Origin of the sequence: Bartonella raoultii (assembly GCF_019659805.1) — a bacterium.
GTDB classification, from domain to species: domain Bacteria; phylum Pseudomonadota; class Alphaproteobacteria; order Rhizobiales; family Rhizobiaceae; genus Bartonella; species Bartonella raoultii.
Genome location: NZ_JAIFRO010000003.1, coordinates 1 through 18,958, shown reverse-complemented (window position 1 = coordinate 18,958; position 18,958 = coordinate 1). Strand labels below are relative to the sequence as shown.

Here is an 18,958-nt window from a genome sequence, read left to right as displayed (position 1 = left end):
ACGGTTTTCAAAACCGTTGCATTATTCAATTTAAACAGATAGATGAGCTAATCTATAAACTTTAGCAATTAAAATTATTTCAAATTATTTAAAGTGCATAAATTTAAAATGATGTTACTTCTTAATTTCTTTCTGAAGAGGGGATTTTATCTGAAGGATTATACTTATAGGGTAACGTTGATGTTGTATCTTTATAAGTATAAGGTAGTGAAGGTGTTGAATGTAAACCTTTTTTCGGATCTGTTATGGTTTGATTTGATTCTGTTTTATTATAATGAGATGTATGTTCCGAAGACTTCGTAAAAAAAGATCCCAAAAAGCCAAAAATAAACCAGAGAATAATGAGTGCAAGGATAATAGTAAAAAGACCTTTACCAATCGAATAACGTCGTTCTCGATCGATCTTTTCTGCAGCCATACGTTCCTCATATGTTTGGTAATTTCTATCAATCATAATGAATTCCTTTTCTCAATTCCCCTACCTTTATGTTATTAAAAGATATGCATATACAAAATGGTTTAGGCACTTATTCCAGAAAACGATAAATATTTATAAAGGTTCCAGATTATTTGATAAAATTGAGAAAAAGATTATGAAAATAGAAACAAATATCTTTCAATGTTTTCTATAATCTATAATAAAACATTGACATGAAGGATTTGCTAATAATAAAGTTATAATAAAAATATAGCATTTCTTTTGATTATAAATAAAATCCATAATATTCAAGCTTATCCTCAAAGGTCCTTTTTATGAAATCTTTCACAACACCACTTCCCTTTAAAATAGAAAAACATCCATCTCCTCTGTCCGATGAAAATCGTGAAGAAATACTCAAAAGTCCTGGCTTTGGTGAATTTTTTACAGATCACATGGGAATTATCCAATGGACTCAAGATAAAGGTTGGCATAACGCTACCATCTCTCAATACAAATCTTTAGAAATTAATCCAGCAAGTTCCGTTCTGCATTATGCACAAGAAATTTTTGAAGGATTAAAAGCATATCGTGCAAAAGATGGGCGTATTTTATTATTTCGCCCTGATGCCAATGCACAACGTTTTATAGAATCTGCGCAACGACTTGCTATGCCTGAATTACCAAAGGATATTTTTTTAGACGCTGTTCACCAATTGGTAAAAATTGACCACAAATGGGTTTCTGGACATCCCAATGCTAGCCTTTACATACGTCCATTCATGTTTGGCAATGAAAACTTTTTAGGAGTTCGCCCTTCTAAAAAATATATTTTCTGTATCATAGCATCTCCTGTTGAATCCTATTTTAAAGGAGAAGAAAAAGCTGTCAACGTATGGATTGAAAAAGATTATAGCCGTGCTGGTCCAAGAGGAACAGGTGCCGCTAAATGTGGCGGTAACTATGCAGCCAGTTTACTTGCACAAAAAATTGCAACTGAAAACAACTGCAGCCAAGTGCTCTTCCTTGATATGATTGAACATAAATGGATAGAAGAACTTGGTGGTATGAATGTTTGCTTTATTATGGCAGATAATACACTTGTAACACCCGCCCTTAATGGTTCTATCCTTCCAGGAATAACACGTCATTCAATTTTACAGTTGGCAAAACAAATGGGATTGACAATAGAAGAACGGCCTTATTCTTTTGAATCTCTCAAAGAAGATACAGAAAATGGTTATCTCAAAGAAGCCTTTGCTTGTGGTACAGCAGCTGTTGTTACATCAATCGGTTGTTTTAAATATCAAGGTGGTGAAATTGTTATTGGAAATGAAATGATTGGGGAAGTGACAAAACAGCTTCGCACACAACTCGTTGATCTTCAAAAAGGGGATCGAGAAGATAAAAATGGCTGGGTGCATTCTGTTGAGATTTCATAATAAGAAGAAATATCTCTAAGTACAGTGATAAAGTATAAAAGCTTCCATGAATATATCTCTTAAGTCTTTCATGGAAGCATAGTTTTTAACAACACATTTTTCTATTTTTCATAGCACGAGAAAAAACGGCATTAATCAAATTTTGAATAATCTCTATGTTGTGCTTTAATATTACGGATTGTACCGGTATGTGAGCGCATTACAAGAGTTTCTGTTTGAATATAACGAGAAGTAAATTTAACACCAGAAAGCATATTGCCATCCGTTACACCTGTTGCAGAAAATAAAACATCACCCTTTGCCATTTCTTCCATTGTATAAGCTTTATTGGGATTGTCGATTCCCATTTTTGCAGCACGTATAATTTTTTCTTCTGTATCAAGCTGTAAACGTCCTTGCATTTGCCCACCAATACAGCGTAAAGCAGCAGCAGCTAACACTCCTTCTGGAGCTCCACCAATACCCATGTAAATATCAATACCTGTTTCCTCTGGATCTGTTGTATCAATAACAGCCGCGACATCTCCATCGCCAATTAAGCGAATTGATGCACCTGTTGCTCTTACTTCATTAATTAGTTTTGTATGGCGAGGTCTATCCATAATACAAACTGTCACTTGATTAACAGCTACTCCTTTAGCCTTTGCAAGAGCATGAATATTATCAGCAGGACAAGCATCTATATCAACTACTCCCTTTGGATAACCAGGACCAATAGCAATTTTTTTCATATAAACATCAGGAGCATAAAGGAGATTACCCTTTTCTGCAAAAGCAACGACAGCTAAAGAATTGGCAAGATTTTTAGCACAAATTGTCGTCCCTTCAAGCGGATCAAGAGCAATATCAATCGCCATTCCATTTTGAAGACCTACTTTTTCTCCAATATAAAGCATAGGAGCTTTATCACGTTCACCTTCACCAATTACCACTGTACCATCAATAGGCAAACGATTAAGTTCTTGACGCATTGCATCTACAGCAGCTTGATCAGCAGCTTTTTCATCACCACGTCCACGCCAACGTGCAGCTGCAACAGCAGCACGTTCGGTTACACGTACCAATTCAAGAGTTAGAATACGATCAAGTACATTTAAAGTTTTGTGAGTTATGGACATACGAAAAATCCTACCAAATGAAGCACTAAAAACATTTAAAAAAGAATTTTTGGCAAAAATGAAAACTTTTCACAAGAGAAAAAACTTATATTTTTTTCTTTGTTATTATTAACTCTATACCATAGGTTCGATACGAATAAATTGAGATTTTGCAACAAGGTGCCCATCTTTTTCAATAGCCATCAATGCTTGTTGTACATTCACTTCTGTTGTTTCATGTGTTATTAAAATAATTGTTTTTACACTCTGACTTTCTACAAAAGGTTTTTGAACAATTGACTCTAATGAAATATGATTATCGGCCATATGCCTTGCAACCGCAGCAAAAACACCAGCACGATCATGAACATTCAAACGAATAAAGTAACCACCTGCATGGTGAGAAATACGCGCTTTTTTGTGAGGAGCAAGTTGCAATGCTGGGCTTCCTAAAACAGGTGCATACTGAAAATGAGACCGTACTTTAGCTATATCAACCAAATCACCAATAACCGCAGATGCTGTTGCTTCTCCTCCAGCTCCTGGACCAGAAAACAGCAGTTCACCTAATAAGTCACTTTGAATTGAAAGAGCATTTGTCACGCCATGAATCTGTGCAATCATTGATGATGCCGGTACCATTGTTGGATGAACACGCTGTTCGATTCCAGAATTGGTTTTTAACGCAACCCCTAAAAGCTTAATCCGATACCCCAATTCATCGGCTGCACGGATATCAATCTGCGAAATATTGCTGATTCCTTCGACATAAATATCATCTAATGAAACGGTTGTTCCGAATGCCAAACTTGTCAATAAAGCTAATTTATGAGCAGTATCATTTCCCCCAATATCAAAAGTTGGATCAGCTTCAGCATAGCCAAGCCTTTGTGCATCTGCCAAACAATCTTTAAATGAGAGACCTTCTGTGAACATACGCGTTAATATATAATTACAAGTTCCATTAAGAATACCATATATTCGCGATATATGATTACTAACAAGTGATTCTCTCATAGCCTTGATAACAGGAACACCTCCTGCAACAGCAGCTTCAAAATGAAGAAAAACACCTTTTTTTTCTGCATTTATTGCCAGTTCCACGCCATGTCGAGCAAGAAGAGCCTTATTGGCAGTAACTACGTGATGTCCTACTTCCAATGCCTTTTTAACAGCTGTATGCACAAGATCTAATTCGCCCCCAATGAGCTCAACAAAAACATCAATCTCATCAGAAGCAGCCATCTCTATAGGTGAATTAAACCATTTGACATCACTCAGATCTATACCACGATTACGGTCTTTATCACGCGCACTGACAGCAACAACCTTAATCAATCGTCCACATTGGCCCGCTAAGCTCTTTTCTTTATCATGTAAAATGCGAAAAACTGAAGCCCCTACTGTACCAAGTCCTGCAATGCCAACTTTTAAAGTTTCTGTCATTATCTAATTACTTATCCCTCTTTTCATAAAAAAACGTTTAAATGATGCATCAACTAACACCAATAAAGCTAAAGCACCCCTTCTCTACTTGTCTTGATCTTTTCTTAGTATAATAGCAACTCTTTATTCAATCAAAATTTCCAAAGCATACAAATATTCATATTTATTAAAATAAAGAATGCTCTAAAATTAATGAACTTAGACATTACAATTGACCAATGAGTGCATCACATAACTTTTTAGTTGTAAACAACACAGTTTATTTCATATCGCTTTCAAACAATAGGGATATAAAGAAGAATTATTTTTTGATTTATAATCTCTTGAAGAGAAATTTCATAAAAGCTCTTTGAGAGTGAAAAATTTAAAAAAAAATTATCATCCATTCATCTCATAATTTGTCCCAAATGATATAAATAGCATTCAACTCATTTAAATTACTGATTTTATCCTGTACAGCTACTTCTGTAATAAGGAATCATAAAAAATATTATTCAATTTTCATAATCATCACATGAAAACTTTCTTTCAGAGTCTCTAACTCTGCTTTCTATTTTTTGCAAAAACTCGAGAAAATAAAAAAAGAAATCTCCAAAGAATGCATTTAAAACATGTTTTTTTAAAAAAAATTGCATAGAGGGCTTGCGAAGTAAAAAGATCCTCTCTATAAGCCTGATCATTGGTTTGCGCCCATCGTCTAGCGGTTAGGACATCGCCCTTTCACGGCGGAAACAGGGGTTCGATTCCCCTTGGGCGTACCATAACCTCTTCTTATATCAATAACATATTGATTTTATTTATATAAATAACAATAAGGGATGCTAGAATAACAGTATGGGAATAGGATTTTCGAATATATAGCTAAAAAGCACTTCCTTTTTTGCTAACTGTCTCCAAGAATTTTTTAAATTCTACTAAGTCTTGTGATGAAAAACTCTCTAAACTTCTAACAAACATACCAAGAATTTCAGAACGAAATGAATCAGAAGATTTAATGGTAAAACTCTTACGACAAGCATCAGCCTCTCTTCTTAAGAGACTAGCTCTCTCTTGATCCAAGCTATAAAGCTCTATGATCTTCTCTTCCATTCCAATAGGTACTGATTTTTTGCCAATTTCTACAGAAGATAAAAACGCTACAGATACACCTAATTTTTTAGCCATATCTAAAAGGCGTTCTGAGTGATCAATACGAAGTTTTCGTAAGATTTTACCAAATGGTGTAACCATCTAAAAAGTCCTGTTAGAGAAGAAAGATTTCTTCTGATTCTAACAAATATTTTCAAAATTTTCTTCAATTATTGCGAATCAGAAATTTTTTGAGAATTCATAATTGACTTTTTACTTAAATAAATCTGAGTGCGTACCTGTCCTATCAAAATGGACACGCTCTTCATCAACTATATGAATTAACAACCAATCTGGCTCTATATGAAGGTCTCTACGAGGCTTCCAATTGCCTTGTAATGCGTGATCATTTAAAATAGTCGGCAATTGCTGCTTATGAATTAGAAGTTGCATAACTTCTATAAGCTTTTGCATATCTTTTCCACGTTTTTTTGCCCGTCTTACATCCCTTTTAAACTTTCCTGAATAACTCACTGAACGCATAATTAGATGTCCAGTTGCTTCATCAAATCAGCAATATTTTTAGCATAAAAAACATCTTCATTTCTGTCTGTTTTGTGAAAAGTTTCAAGCGTTTCCTGATTAGGTATTTTATTATTTTCAACGTAAATACGAATCAGATCACGTAAAATTTGAGATGCTGGACGATGTTTTCTTTCAGCTATAGCCATAAATGCGCTTTTTAGATTTATATCTACTTTAGCTGCTATAAGTTCACTTTTTACACTCATAATGTCTCCTCTCTAAAATTTGAGTGATTATATATTGTATAACACAGTTAAACATAGTTTAACTTATGATTAATATCAATCTCTTTTTTAAAGAAGAAATATCTAACTTTTTGTTATCCATCTTTTTAAGTGTGAGAAGCTATTTTCTATGGCATCTATGAAACGGGAAAAATCCATGACAAAGATAAAGACAGCAAAGGCTCCCCATTTCATAAGACGTGACATCATCTTTAAGCCTTGATAGGTCTCCAGCATCTCAAGGAGCAGTTGGCGTTCTTTTTCTGTTAAATCTTGTTCTTTTCTGCTTTGTTTCTTAACCATCTTGCCAACCACACACGTGAGCCCCCTGTTGATTATGCTTTAAAATATCCCTTGCGAGGTGAGAACTGATGACCTGAACATCCTGTTGATCTAAATAAATGGGCAACCAACCAACACAAGAAACTGATCTATTTGTCCCGCATCCAACGAGACAGAGCAGCACGCACACCACTATCACTTTTTTGATTAACTTCATTTTCAACCTCAAAACGTGTTGTCGCTCTCTTTAATGCTGTCTCTACCTGCTTTTGACGCTCGCTCTTCTTTCCAAGGTGAAAGGCTTTAGCCAAAGCTATAAAAAAAACGGCTATAGCCGTTAACAGAAAAGACAGATTTCTTTTAAGATATAAAATCATAACCGCTGTTCCTTAAAGCGTTTTGTGACTATAAAAACCCCTGTTACAGCAGCTAGAACCATCATCCCTGCCAAAACCCATTGGATAGGACCATTGCCTGCAAAAAGCCCTCCAAGCCCTGAACAGGACCCTATAATCGGTGCAAGCGCTTCTATCTTGAACAAACCGCTCCTCTCTTTCGTTTCTACCTTTTGATAATTGGAACAAACATAAGATCCCTTGGCCCATAACCCTGCTTCAGCGGCGCGACGATTGACTAATCCTTGAAGCGGTTTACCTCCTACCTTATTCCATTTCTGTAATTCTGTAGGAACAGCTTCATAATCCCCTTTATTGAGCTTTTTTAATAAGGTCGATTGGCAAAAGGCGGTTGTGCCTACATTATAACAAAACGACACCAATGCCGCGAATTGCGCATCCGTTAACGAAACCATGACAAACTGCTCTACCGCATGCTCAAATTGCTCTAAATCTTTACAAAGTATCTCTTCGGCTTGTTCTTTCGTAATACACATGCCCTTATGCACCAAAGGTTTGCCCGCATAACTGGTGTGACCATAACCAATCGTCCACACACATGCCTCATCTCTATAAGCCTCTAAGCGTAAACCTTCCCATTGTTTAATAAGCTCTAAACCTTCCTTCGATATCTTGCGCATTTGCTCCTCCATAAAAAAAGCCCCACAAAAGTGAGGCTGAATAAAAATGAGACTGGATCCTTCTATGAAGTTTCTCAAATAAAACGACGTGGACGACAGCATCCACGCGCTCCTACCTTCTCATCCGTAAAATTACGAGAATGCACGCTCTGACGAAAAAAACTACCGCATTCTGCTCCATCCTGCCAACTCCCACCACCAATCAAAACATGCATATCACTCTTTGAAGGATCACTTTGATTGGGAACGGGGAAAAACTCTGATAAATATTGCGAAACATAACCATCCTCACAACCAATATGCGAAATCATACGACGTTCTTGTGTATCCTTATGACCTCCTGAATGGGCTGGTGTAGGCGCTTGTTGTCCCTCAATACTGCTATTTTCATTGCTTCCATACATCGCTGAAAGAAAATCCTCATGACCCAATAACCTTTTCTTTACCTGCATCATATCCTTGGCATGATCTGTATAAGAACGATTGCTGGTGATCGGAACACCATAGGCTGATTTGGTATCTTCCCCCTTACCGGATTGAAGATAGATATCCACCCAAAGATCTCTTCTAGGATCGTAGACCATACCTTCTGGGGAACAATGCGGGCGATGATTGAGACACCAAACAGAACGGGGTAAAATATCCCCTGCTTTATAACCGGATAAAGGATGATACGCAGAATAGCCAACATCTGCACAAAGCGTATGAAAACCGCCTATCTGCTTCCAATTATATGTTGAAATGTCTGCATCACGGGGAGAACTTTTATACTCTGACACAATCAGTTTTTGGTCCTCTCTCCCCCCATTCACCAAATAGACATAATAATCCTTACCGGCTGAAAGACCTGAAGAAGGAAGCGCGACCTCTGTAGAACTGCTCGTAAAACTGACCAGCTGTATATCACTCCCATCCTTGACAGAAATATGCGTTTCTCCTTCTAAAATGAGCCGTTTGGTTATATCTGTCTTCAGAAATGGCGTGGACTGGGTAAAAACATTCCAACTTAACTTTTTGAGAAGATCAGAAGCGCTACGTTCACAAGCCGTTTTGAACTCTTGTGCTAATGTTTTTGCTTCTTCCACCTTCGTTTGGACCGTACGGATGTTATTAGAGACGTTGCTCACAGAAAGATCCATATCGTCTAGGTCTTTTTCTAATTGCTCCGTTTTTTGGAATGTCTGTGTGAGCCATCTCTTCGTACTATTATTCTCTCGTATTGCATGACTCGCGCTTTGCTTGGCTTCTTCGATTTCTTTCTTCGCTTTTGTAATTTCTTCCTTCACTTCCGCGATTTTTTCCTGCGCATTCTTGGCTTCTTCCTTCGCATTCTGCGCATTGCGATCGGCTCTATCGGCTTTTATATCCGCTGACATGGCTTTCAAGCGGGCATCATAAGCAACTGTTTGCGCATCGGACGCTATGGCCATCGCTTCATCATCTGCCGTTTCGCTTATTTCTTCATCTTCCTCAACATCTGAACCTTCTGAGGCGGCTTTGACTTCTTTGGCTATACGAAGGGCTTCAGAGGCATTCTCTTGTGCTTGCTCTGATGTCGTTTTTAATGTCTCTAAACTACTTTTTACCCCTTCTGCTGTATTCTTGGCTTCTTGTGCCAAACTCTTGGCTTGGCTTGCTTGTTGGGTCGCTTCTTCAGCCTTGTTGCTCGCTGTTTGTGACGATTGATGCGCTTGTTCTACACTTTGTTGAAGCGCATTAACCCTTTGGCGCATTTCCGATAAATTCAGGGAATTGAGCCTGCTCGTGGCTTGCTCGGCAAGTGTCTTGGCTTCATTGGAGGTGGTGTTTGCCAATTCAGCATGGCTCTTGGCATCTGTCGCTTTCGTGAGCGCCTCATCTGCTGTCGACTTCGCATTCTTGCCTACTTCTTGCGCTTGACTTGCCTCTTCTTTCGCAACTGAAGCGGCTGTTTCTGCCTTTTGCGCTGTTGACAAGGCTCCTGATGCATCCGTTTTTACCAAATCAAGTGAGGCTTTGAGCGTCTCTATAACCTGTTCAACATCATTGATTTTATGACGTGCTCCATCCGCCGATTGCTTGGCTTCTTCTGCTGTTTGCCGCGCTTGCTCTGCATCATCTTTCGCATTGGAAACGCTCTCTTTTATAGTCTTTACAGAATCTTTGGCTTCATTGGCTTCTCTCCACGCTGAACTTGCTGATTGCTTGGCTTCTTTTGCTTCCATTTCTGCCAAGCTCGCTTTTATACTCGCTCCATGTGCTGCTTCCTTGGCTTTACCCGCCTCATCTTTCGCGGCATAAGCTTGTGATAAAGAAGAACCGGCGGTTTTCTTGGCTTCTTCCGCTGCACTCTCTGCCAAGCTGGATTTTATTCTTGCTCCATTCGCTATTTCCTTGGCTTTATCTGCTTCATCTTTGGCGGCATAAGCTTGCGATAAAGTGGAGCCGGCGGTTTTCTTGGCTTCTTCTGCTGCCATTTCTGCCAAGCTCGCTTTTATACTCGCTCCATCCGCCGATTGCTTGGCTTCTTCGGCTTTATTTAAGGCTTGATAGGATAAATTCTCTGAACTTTGCGCCTTCTTTTGTGCTTGATCGGCATCATGTTTCGCATAAGAAGCCGCTTCTTTGGAGGCTGTAGCCGTTTCTTGCGCTTTTTCTGCTAATTGCTCTATCTTATCTATTTTGCTCTGTAATTTGTCTGAAACACTCTTGGCATCTTCTGCTAAACTCTTTGCTTCTGTAGCCTGTTGAGAGGCTTGATCTCCCGTGGCTTTTGCTGCATTCGCTGTCGATAATGCCAAGTCTGATGACGTTTTTAATCCTATAAGCTCTTGCTTTACTTCTTCTGATATTCTTTTTGCTGCCTCTACTTGCTCTTTTACATCCCTTGTTTCTGTAAGCGCGCTTGTCAAGGTTTCCTTGGCTTGTGTAGCCAATTGCTTTGCATCACTGCTCATACTCTTTGACGCTTCTGAGAGGGTCTTGGCTTCTTCTGCCTTACTCTTTGCATCATTCGCTGTATTTACCGCTGTTGCTGATTCACTCCTTGCATGATTAGAAGCTAGCAAGGACTGTGAAGCGCTCTCTTTTGCTTCTGAAGCTAAACTTTCTGCTGTTTCTGCTTTCTTCTTTACCTCTTCAACTAAACTTTTGAGCGCTTCTCCCCCTCGAAGGGTTTCTCCATCCGTAACAACAGCCCGTTCTGCAACTGCTTTTGCTTCTAAAGCGACCTTTGAGGCTTCTGACGCTGCCTGCTCTGCTTCATTCGCTTTCCTACGAGCAGTCTCTGAGACACTTTTCGCTTCCTCTGATAAAGCCTTGGCTTCAACAGACTTCGTCAAAGCTTCTGAAGCTTGCTTGCTTGTCTCTTCTCCTGTTTGTTTGGCCGCATTCGCTGTGGAGAGAGCTGTATCTGAAACTTCTTTGATGTCTTCTATCTTTTGTTGAACGCTTTCAAAACGCGCTTTGCTTTCTTGCGCTAAGCTCTTTGCCTCTTCCGATAGACTGTGTGCACGCTCTGCTATGCTTTTCGCATCATTGGCTGTTGTAGATGCCAAGCCTGCTGTTGCTTGCGCATCCAGAGAAGCGGTTCGTGATGCCTCCGATGCCTGTTGGGCCTCCGTAGAGACCTTGATTGCTTTATCGGATAATGCCTTAGATTCTTCACAAACACTTTTGGCCTCTTTAACGAAAACAACAGCCTCAGAAGCTTGCTGCTTCGCATCACTGGAGGCTGTAAGCGCGCTTGTCGACGCCTGCTTGGCGGCGCTTGCATCCAAAACCGCTCTATCAACCAAAGATTTTGCTTCATTCGCTATACCTGCAACCTCTTCACTTTTCTTTTGAGACGCTAGGGAAGCTGTCTTCGCATCATGGGCTGTTGTAAGCGCCTGTGAAGAATGCTCCTTGGCATCCCTAGAAGAAGTGAGGGCATTGGTGGAGGCATCCTTCGCTTCCAATGCTAGCTGTTTTGCTTCTGCTGCTTTACTCTTGCCATCTGCTGCTTCTGAAACTGCTTTATCAACACTGCTTTGTAGAGAAGTTACTGTTGCTTGCACTGTTTCACTTATCTGCTTGGCTTCTAAAGAGACTCTTGAGGCTTCACCCGATGCGGCTTCGCATTCTTCTGCTTTCGATAATGCTTTTGAAGCCGTAGCTTGTGCTTCTCCAGAAAGACTTTGGGCTCTCTCTGCAAGCGATCGTGTTTCTTGAGACAGACTAACGGCTGTCTCAACAGAGCTTGCTACCTGTTGAGCGGTCTTGGTGACCTCTGTGACTGAACTGACCGCTTGCTCTGCTAAACGCTTCGCTTCTGTCGCTACCTGCTGAGCACTGTTGCTTGAAGATTCTGCTTGATGAGAGCTCCTCAAAGCTCTTTCACTTGCCTCCTTGGCTTCATTGGCTGTACGAGATGCACCTTCTGCTACACCCTTAAAAGATTCTGCTAACTCCTTCGCTTCTGTCGCTACCTGCTGGGCTGTTTCTGCAACACTCTTGGCTCTCTGAGAAACTGTCTTAACTTCATGACATGTTGCAACGGCTGTGGCTGCGACTTGCGTCGTCTCTGTCGCTGTTTGTTCCGCTTGCATTGCTACTTTCGAAATCGACGAAACCTCTTGCTTAACTTCTCGTATGCCTTCTGTCGCTATTTTCTTGGCTTCCTCCGACAATGCCCGTGATTCAACCGACTTGCTTAAAGCTTCTGAGGCTTGCTTGCTGGCCTCTTCACTGGCCTGCTTGGCTTGTGTCGAAACCAAGAGTGATTGATCTGAAGCCGTCTTAGAAAGTTCTGACAAAGTCTTGCTTTCTTCTGAGAGAAGTTTTGCAGCATCAGCTATCTGTTTGGCTTCTAACGCTCCATTCTTTGCTATCAGAGAAGATTGTTCGGCTTCTCTAGCACTGGCTTCTGCTCGTTGTGAGACTGTCTTGCTTTCTTCTGAGGTCGACTGCGCTAATCCTGAAGCTGTTAAGGCTTGTGAGGATTCCGCCTTGGCTTCTCTTGCTATACGCAATGCACTCTCACTTTCCTGCTTGGCTTGTGTAACTGTTGCCAATCCTGAGCTTAATAAACCTTTCGCCGTATCAACTTCTGATATGTTCTTCTCAACAGCTGCTTGCGCGCTTTCCGATATTCTCTTGGCTTTTGAAGCTATCGTTTGCGTTTCTTGCGATAATCTTTCTGCTGCCTCCGATTTAAGCTTGGCTTCTGCCGAGACCAATTGTGCTTCTGCCGCTGTTGTTTTGGCTTCTGAAGCTGTCTGCTCTGCTCTTCCTGCACTCTCTTGTGCACTGTTTGCACGCGTGAGCGCATTGCCAACACTTTCAACCGTTCTTTGCACCTCTGTAAGCGCCTGCTCTGATAGTCTTTTGGACTCTTCTGCCTTTTGTTGGGCGCCATTTGCACGGGCGGTTGCCGTTTCTACTTCTTTCCTTACATCGACAACCTGTTCTAACGGCGCAAAAGTTTCATAAGAATAAAGGCAAGCCGTCCCTAACAACTTGGGAACAACAACCGTATCTTGCGAACGCCCCTCTATTATCTCTTCTTTGGTTGCCGTTGGGAGATAATATTCATGGGTATGGTGGGGTATACTCATTTCTTGCTTCCTTACATCAACTCTTCATAAAGCCTTAAAATAAACACGCTTTCAATTCTTCCACTTCATCCCTCAAAGCTTGTAATTCAGTTTCTAAACGCTTGAATGAAACGGAAAGCTCTGAGTGCAAAGCAGCTTTCAAAAGATCACTAACCCCATTTAACGGGGCGTGCACAAAGCGCTCACCGGAATACAAAACAACCCGTACTTGAGACGGGTCACTTAAAGCTGAAATCGCAAAGGGTTTTGATAACATCGCATAACCTCATGTCTTTATGCCAAATACAACCGATACATTGACTGGACGCGTTTCCTCTCCACCAAAACTGTCGATAAGAAATCTATGTTCATGAGGAGCAAGACGATCCAAACCCTCTTGTAACGGCGTAGAAGAGATTAAAAAATTGGCAAATGGAGACCGAATAAACCAAGGTAAACGGGGCGGTTTATCCGATTCTGTAAACCAAAAGGGAACCTCTGGAGCCGCTGGAACGCCCGCTCTTTCATCAAATTCTTGATTACACTTTTCCAAGGCATCCCCGCTCAATCCTAAACATTCCTCATCGCTATCAAGAGAACGCTTGCTTCTTTTTAAAGCATCTGAAGAAGAGACATCACGCTTCTTACGGGAGGCGAGAGAATGAGGGGCTATAGAACCGATAAAATGATCATGGGCTTTTAAAGAATGCTCTTGCTGGCTTGCAAAAGAACGCCAAGGATCAACATTGCGCCCTTCATCAAGACCCCGTAAAAACATCCCACGCAAATCTGGAACATTAAAGGTTCTTACACCATCTCCCTCCCCCCAACTCGTCCCTATCTTCGAAAAAAGAGACCTATAGTGTAAACGACTATAAGCCTGACCATCACACAACAACCAACCAGCCGGTAAATGGCGCATGGCAAAAGGACCGATTAAACCAGTCGGTAATGTTTTTGACGCTGGAACTGGATCACGGGTAGGATTGAGAACTTGCCAACCTGAAAGCGCTTCATCATACACAAGGCTATAAACACACCCTTCTTGGAACTCACCACCTGATAAAAGCGATAGCCCTTTATCTGTGGCCTTATAAACAGGCTGGCTGGTTAAAGTATTAACTGAAACACGCGTCGCGCCTCTATTGTGACCACGTGAGACAAAACGTAAATGAAGACCGTCCCTATAAGCAGGATAAGCCAACCTACTTTGCAAATGAACCGACGTTGTGCTTTGTCCTTCATCATATACAAAAACACTCTCAATAACCCCTCCCGTATCTAAGAGATACTCTTTGATCCGTTGCATCATCATACGGGCGCTGTTGTTGACTGTACTAGGAGGCTGACCCTCTGACCAATTGATCAAAGCATCCGCATTGCCATTCTCTAAGGCTTTTAAAGACCAATCATAAACCGTCGACATAAAACCCCTCACGTCTTAATTCCAAAGCGTACAGCTATATTGACAGGACGTGTTTCCCCCGAACCGGAACCCTCCAAAACAACATCATGCATATGAAGATGAGAACGGGGAAAAGCTATCTTATGGTGAACACGTATATCCTCAACCCGAACACCAAGCCGTTCTGCAAGTTTGGCTCTTTGCTGCTCATTGAACATATAGCCCCAAATAATCGTGCTATAACCATACCAACTTTCGCTATCCCCTTCGTTATTCAAAATAGAAAAACTGCTTCCTCCATGGCTATGGATCTTCATCGAATCCTTCTGTAACGTGCCTAGAATAGGCAAGACATTGATTTATAATGATAATCTAGCATTATTCATATTGAATGAGAGTCCCGAATAACGTAAGATTCCCTTATTTCAAATCTGTTTATCTTGCATCAATAAAAATCACTCATTTGCACATCACAAGCGGGATGAGTGTGTGGATCAAATTTGTATAAGAAAGGAGTAAAAATGGTCCTTATGAACCGTCTTAATGCAAGGGCTGTCGCAACATTGGGGGCTGGCAAATATAATGATGGTGCCGGCTTGCTTCTTCACAAACGTAAAGATGGAGGTGCTCAATGGATTTACCGTTATACTCTTCATGGGCGCCGCCGCGAAATGGGCTTGGGTGATTTAAGAGATGTCTCTTTAAAACAAGCCCGTGAATTGGTAACGGGGTGGCGTTCCGTTCTTCGTGAAGGGCGTGACCCCATTAAAGAACGTGAAAAACAAAAACGTGAAACAATAAGCAATCTCCATTATCTAAAAGATATTGCTTTAGAGACTTTTGAAACTCGTAAAGCTGAATTAAAAGGGGATGGTCAAAATGGAAGTTGGTTTTTACCATTACGCCTTCATATTCTCCCTAAATTAGGCTGTTTGCCCGTTTCTGAGATTACACAAACAGAAATACGCAATACGCTTGTCCCTATTTGGCATACAAAAGCTGATACAGCTCGTAAAGCACTGAACCGTCTTAATCTTTGTCTTAAACATGCGGCTGCTCTGGGATTGAATGTTGACTTACAGGCAACAGAAAAAGCACGCGCGCTCTTAGGTAAACAACTCCATAAAACCACTAATAGATCAGCAATGGATTGGAGAGATGTTCCTGCTTTTTATCAAACGCTTTGCGAAGCATCAACCCTAACACAACTAGCATTGCGTCTGCTTATTCTGACAGGTGTTCGTACAAATCCTATACGCCATATTCATAAAGATCAAGTTGAGGGGGATATATGGACTATCCCTGCTGAAAATATGAAAGGAAGGCGTGATACAACAAAAGAATTTCGCGTGCCTCTATCATCTGAAGCATTAGAAATCTTAAAACAAGCACGATTGCTTTCTCGTAATGATTTCTTCTTTTCTGCAACCGGTCGAGGTCCCCTCGCTGATAAGTGTATGGCTCAATATATGAGAGACAATAAACGTGATGCCTGCCCCCATGGATTTCGTTCTAGTTTACGCAATTGGCTTGCTGAAACAACCGATGCCCCCTATGAGGTCGCTGAAACTATTCTAGCTCATACGGTCGGCGGTAAAGTAGAGCGTGCCTATCGTCGTACGGATTATTTAGAACAGCGCCGTGTCTATATGGATAAATGGGCGGCTTATGTCACCGGTCAAGCTTAAGATATGGGGTGTAATACCCCATTATCTGTGGATAACTTGCTCTCTCTCTTCTCTCATTCTTTCTCAATAAGACTCATAAATTATCACATCAGAAAATGTATGATAAAATACTGTTTTCTATAGACTAAATAGCTTTCCAATGATTCCAAAATGTGCTTAATAAATAGGCATGATTTGGTATCATTTTTTAATATTTGAAAGGATTTTAATATGACAGAAAACAATATTCTTTTAACTGACCGTGAAAGTGCAAAATTGCTTCATATGAGTGTTTCAACATTCCGCCGTCATGTGACCAATGGCTCTCTCCCAAAACCTTTAAAATTTGGTTTTTTATCGCGTTGGTTACAATCGGATCTTTTGAATGTAATCGAACAAGCTAAACAGCAACGTTATAACGACGTCGCATAAAAGAAAACCTTGTCACGTAAGGACGGACAAGGCTTTCCATTTTCACTCAAAGAATGAATAGCAAAATCCGTTCTGTGACGCAAGTAACAGGACAATAATAATGTTTTATGAAAATTCTCAGGGCATCACAAATGCCTTGCGTGGGGTTTGGCATGGGCATTATGGAAGTGCCCGTTGTCCAGCCCATGATGATCAATTGCCTAGCTTATCTCTTGCTAATGGACATGATGGGCGTCTCTTACTCACTTGTTATGCGGGCTGCTCTTTTAAAGAGATCATACAAGCGCTTAGAAGAATTGGCTTGCTGGGGAAACAAGCCTTTTTTGATAAAGCTTATGATCACACGCTTTCTTTCTCAAAACAGTTTTCTGCTGATCTCAAACGAGTAAAGCAGAAAGCAGAAAGAGCACAAAAGATTTGGCAACAAAGCCAACCAATAAAAGATACTTTAGCAGAAACCTATTTACGTATGCGGGGGATTACTTGTGAATTGCCTGCTGATTTACGTTTTCACGACAAATGTCCACACCCATTAGGGATAACACTGCCCGCGTTGGTTGCTCTTGTTAAGGGGGCTGGCTCTTTTGCCATTCATAGGACCTTTTTACAAACCAATGGCTGCAAAACAGATCAGAAACCAGCAAAAGCCATGTTGGGTTCTGTCATGGGCGGTGCTGTACATTTAAGCCAAGCTAATCCAAAACATCTGGTTATTTGTGAAGGCATTGAAACCGGTCTTTCCTTACTGTCTGGTTTGTTATCAGAGCCCGTGAATGTATGGGCGTCTCTTTCGACTAGTGGCATGATGCGTATGAATTTACCCCCCATAAAAGCACGTCTGACAATTGCAATGGACGGCGATGATGCAAGCTCCAAAAGGAACCTATTTTAATGATTTTCTATCTAATGCCCCTTTAAATAAAAAAATCGGCATTCCACATTACACAACGCTATAATTACATACAATACAGATAAATAAGGATAAAACTGTATATAATTTTATCCCCTATTATCACTACAAAGTTGTTTATTATATCATTTTTCTAATAATAAAATGGATATTACGCCTAAATATAATACATATTGATATAATAAAAGGAATCATTCATAAGCTCCATGAATAATCTAACGAGTTAAGAGAAAATGACACCTATAGTAATATTGATAGCTATAATACTCTTTTTATTTTTAGCTTTTTGGCATTATTTTGGATTTAAAGAGTGGGCGTTTTTTCCATCTTTATTAATAACTTTGGGCGGTACTACAGTATTCTTTCTTTTAGCACCTATGGATGGATCTTGCGAACCAGCTCGTCTAGGACGTGGTCGTACTTCAAATCTTCATTGCATTATTGGAGAAAACTATCCAAATTTTGTTTATGCTTTGAAAGAAGGATATGCTGCTGCACTCGTAATTTCTTGTTTAGTGATTTCAATTATATGTCTATGTGAGAGATTTAGGGAACAAGATATGGGTCGTGATAAAGAAAGCGATAGTTCAAAATACAGCAATGACTATAGTGGTCCATGGCAATAATTTTCTTAAACTACGTAATCGCATGCTTTTACAAAAAATACTTATGAAGAACATTAATAACAATATGTGATGAATTTACAAAAATGGTTATGCTTATTTCACTACCTTTTATTGTGTTAAAAAGCTATTCGGTTGCAAATTAAACCTATTTATCTCTTTCCTTCATAATTTGTTTCTATCTCTATATAGAGTTTATCTATGATTATCGCTAATAGTGTTCGCATAGCTTCAAAATAGAATGATGATTGGAGAATTGTTCCAATCTCTGTATCGCTCATTATTGGAAAGCATTTAGCTATGGGACATCAGCTATTCTCCTATAGTTTTTAAAAGAAATAGTATCAAAAATGGAGCAACTAGAAAAAACAAACCTACAAAATATTCAAAAATAAAAACGATGAATAAGCCCTTGCTATTCTCTCTAAGTCTTTTGAAGATGGATAAAACTATTCCAACCCTTGCGTTGATTTTTGAACTGTGTGAAGGAGGGCGTTTTGAAATCAATAGAAATGCCCTTGAGAAAGCCTTGTATTGGGAAAAATATCTGATAAGTCACGCAAAACGTCTTTATGCGGCGGGGGATACATTAACAGCAGAGCATGCAAAATTGATTGTTGAACGCTGTGATTATTTACCCAATGTTTTTACTTTACGTGATATTCATCAAAGAAGTTGGACGCATTTAAAAGACAATAGAGCCGTTAAGCAAGCTTTAGAGCTTTTATGTCGTTGTAACTATATTCGCGAAATCTCTGGAGACAATAA

18 protein-coding genes, 1 tRNA gene and 1 pseudogene are annotated in these 18,958 nt (G+C 40.0%); 7 read left to right on the top strand and 13 right to left on the bottom strand.

Annotated features, from left to right (window positions below; all coding sequences use genetic code 11):
* Positions 1–121 precede the first annotated feature (121 nt).
* Positions 122–454: a hypothetical protein gene (locus tag K3248_RS02815; RefSeq protein ID WP_220716851.1), complete on the bottom strand. Its 333-nt coding sequence runs from the start codon at positions 452–454 to the stop codon at positions 122–124.
* Positions 455–753: 299 nt separating this feature from the next.
* Between K3248_RS02815 and K3248_RS02810 the strand changes: the two genes are divergently transcribed.
* Positions 754–1,860, top strand: a complete 1,107-nt coding sequence (locus tag K3248_RS02810; RefSeq protein WP_220716850.1) for a branched-chain amino acid aminotransferase — start codon at positions 754–756, stop codon at positions 1,858–1,860.
* 131 nt (positions 1,861–1,991) lie between these two features.
* Here K3248_RS02810 and glpX read toward each other — a convergent pair whose 3' ends face one another.
* The gene (gene glpX, locus K3248_RS02805; RefSeq protein WP_220716849.1) at positions 1,992–2,978 is read right to left on the bottom strand and encodes a class II fructose-bisphosphatase; all 987 of its coding nucleotides are present in this window, start codon (positions 2,976–2,978) and stop codon (positions 1,992–1,994) included.
* A 114-nt stretch (positions 2,979–3,092) separates the two neighbouring features.
* Entirely contained in the window at positions 3,093–4,403 is a 1,311-nt protein-coding gene (locus tag K3248_RS02800; protein ID WP_220716848.1) for a homoserine dehydrogenase, read from the bottom strand.
* A gap of 686 nt (positions 4,404–5,089) precedes the next feature.
* Between K3248_RS02800 and K3248_RS02795 the strand changes: the two genes are divergently transcribed.
* Positions 5,090–5,164 (top strand) — tRNA-Glu (locus tag K3248_RS02795).
* A gap of 100 nt (positions 5,165–5,264) precedes the next feature.
* Here K3248_RS02795 and K3248_RS02790 read toward each other — a convergent pair.
* From K3248_RS02790 to K3248_RS02745, 10 genes are all read right to left on the bottom strand, one after another.
* Positions 5,265–5,633 (bottom strand): helix-turn-helix domain-containing protein, encoded by a 369-nt coding sequence (locus K3248_RS02790; protein ID WP_220716847.1) that lies wholly within the window; start codon positions 5,631–5,633, stop codon positions 5,265–5,267.
* Between the two features lie 111 nt (positions 5,634–5,744).
* Positions 5,745–6,014: a type II toxin-antitoxin system RelE/ParE family toxin gene (locus K3248_RS02785; RefSeq protein WP_220716846.1), complete on the bottom strand. Its 270-nt coding sequence runs from the start codon at positions 6,012–6,014 to the stop codon at positions 5,745–5,747.
* A gap of 2 nt (positions 6,015–6,016) precedes the next feature.
* A complete protein-coding gene (locus K3248_RS02780; protein WP_220716845.1) occupies positions 6,017–6,262 on the bottom strand; it encodes a ribbon-helix-helix domain-containing protein in 246 nt (81 codons plus the stop codon).
* Between the two features lie 102 nt (positions 6,263–6,364).
* On the bottom strand, positions 6,365–6,595 hold the full coding sequence (locus K3248_RS02775; protein WP_220716844.1) for a hypothetical protein: 231 nt from the start codon (positions 6,593–6,595) through the stop codon (positions 6,365–6,367).
* A 116-nt stretch (positions 6,596–6,711) separates the two neighbouring features.
* Complete coding sequence (locus K3248_RS02770) at positions 6,712–6,939, bottom strand: hypothetical protein (protein ID WP_220716843.1); 228 nt, start codon at positions 6,937–6,939, stop codon at positions 6,712–6,714.
* Positions 6,936–7,598 carry a gene transfer agent endolysin BgtA gene (gene bgtA, locus K3248_RS02765; protein ID WP_220716842.1) on the bottom strand — a complete coding sequence of 221 codons (663 nt, stop codon included), beginning with the start codon at positions 7,596–7,598 and terminating at the stop codon, positions 6,936–6,938. The genes K3248_RS02770 and bgtA overlap by 4 nt, the downstream gene beginning before the upstream one ends.
* A gap of 74 nt (positions 7,599–7,672) precedes the next feature.
* Entirely contained in the window at positions 7,673–13,174 is a 5,502-nt protein-coding gene (locus tag K3248_RS08620; RefSeq protein ID WP_246588251.1) for a phage major tropism determinant, read from the bottom strand.
* A 34-nt stretch (positions 13,175–13,208) separates the two neighbouring features.
* The gene (locus tag K3248_RS02755; protein ID WP_220716841.1) at positions 13,209–13,430 is read right to left on the bottom strand and encodes a hypothetical protein; all 222 of its coding nucleotides are present in this window, start codon (positions 13,428–13,430) and stop codon (positions 13,209–13,211) included.
* A gap of 9 nt (positions 13,431–13,439) precedes the next feature.
* Positions 13,440–14,579 carry a gene transfer agent tail collar protein BgtC gene (bgtC, locus tag K3248_RS02750; RefSeq protein ID WP_220716840.1) on the bottom strand — a complete coding sequence of 380 codons (1,140 nt, stop codon included), beginning with the start codon at positions 14,577–14,579 and terminating at the stop codon, positions 13,440–13,442.
* 8 nt (positions 14,580–14,587) lie between these two features.
* Complete coding sequence (locus K3248_RS02745) at positions 14,588–14,875, bottom strand: hypothetical protein (protein ID WP_246588250.1); 288 nt, start codon at positions 14,873–14,875, stop codon at positions 14,588–14,590.
* 204 nt (positions 14,876–15,079) lie between these two features.
* Between K3248_RS02745 and K3248_RS02740 the strand changes: the two genes are divergently transcribed.
* The 5 genes and pseudogenes from K3248_RS02740 to K3248_RS02720 all read left to right on the top strand — a co-directional run.
* Positions 15,080–16,246 (top strand): tyrosine-type recombinase/integrase, encoded by a 1,167-nt coding sequence (locus K3248_RS02740; RefSeq protein ID WP_220716839.1) that lies wholly within the window; start codon positions 15,080–15,082, stop codon positions 16,244–16,246.
* A 210-nt stretch (positions 16,247–16,456) separates the two neighbouring features.
* Positions 16,457–16,657 carry a helix-turn-helix transcriptional regulator gene (locus K3248_RS02735; RefSeq protein ID WP_220716838.1) on the top strand — a complete coding sequence of 67 codons (201 nt, stop codon included), beginning with the start codon at positions 16,457–16,459 and terminating at the stop codon, positions 16,655–16,657.
* Positions 16,658–16,757: 100 nt separating this feature from the next.
* The gene (locus K3248_RS02730; protein WP_220716837.1) at positions 16,758–17,549 is read left to right on the top strand and encodes a DUF7146 domain-containing protein; all 792 of its coding nucleotides are present in this window, start codon (positions 16,758–16,760) and stop codon (positions 17,547–17,549) included.
* 251 nt (positions 17,550–17,800) lie between these two features.
* Positions 17,801–18,193: a hypothetical protein gene (locus K3248_RS02725; protein WP_220716836.1), complete on the top strand. Its 393-nt coding sequence runs from the start codon at positions 17,801–17,803 to the stop codon at positions 18,191–18,193.
* A 427-nt stretch (positions 18,194–18,620) separates the two neighbouring features.
* Positions 18,621–18,958, top strand: a pseudogene (locus K3248_RS02720) (YfjI family protein); the annotation flags it as partial.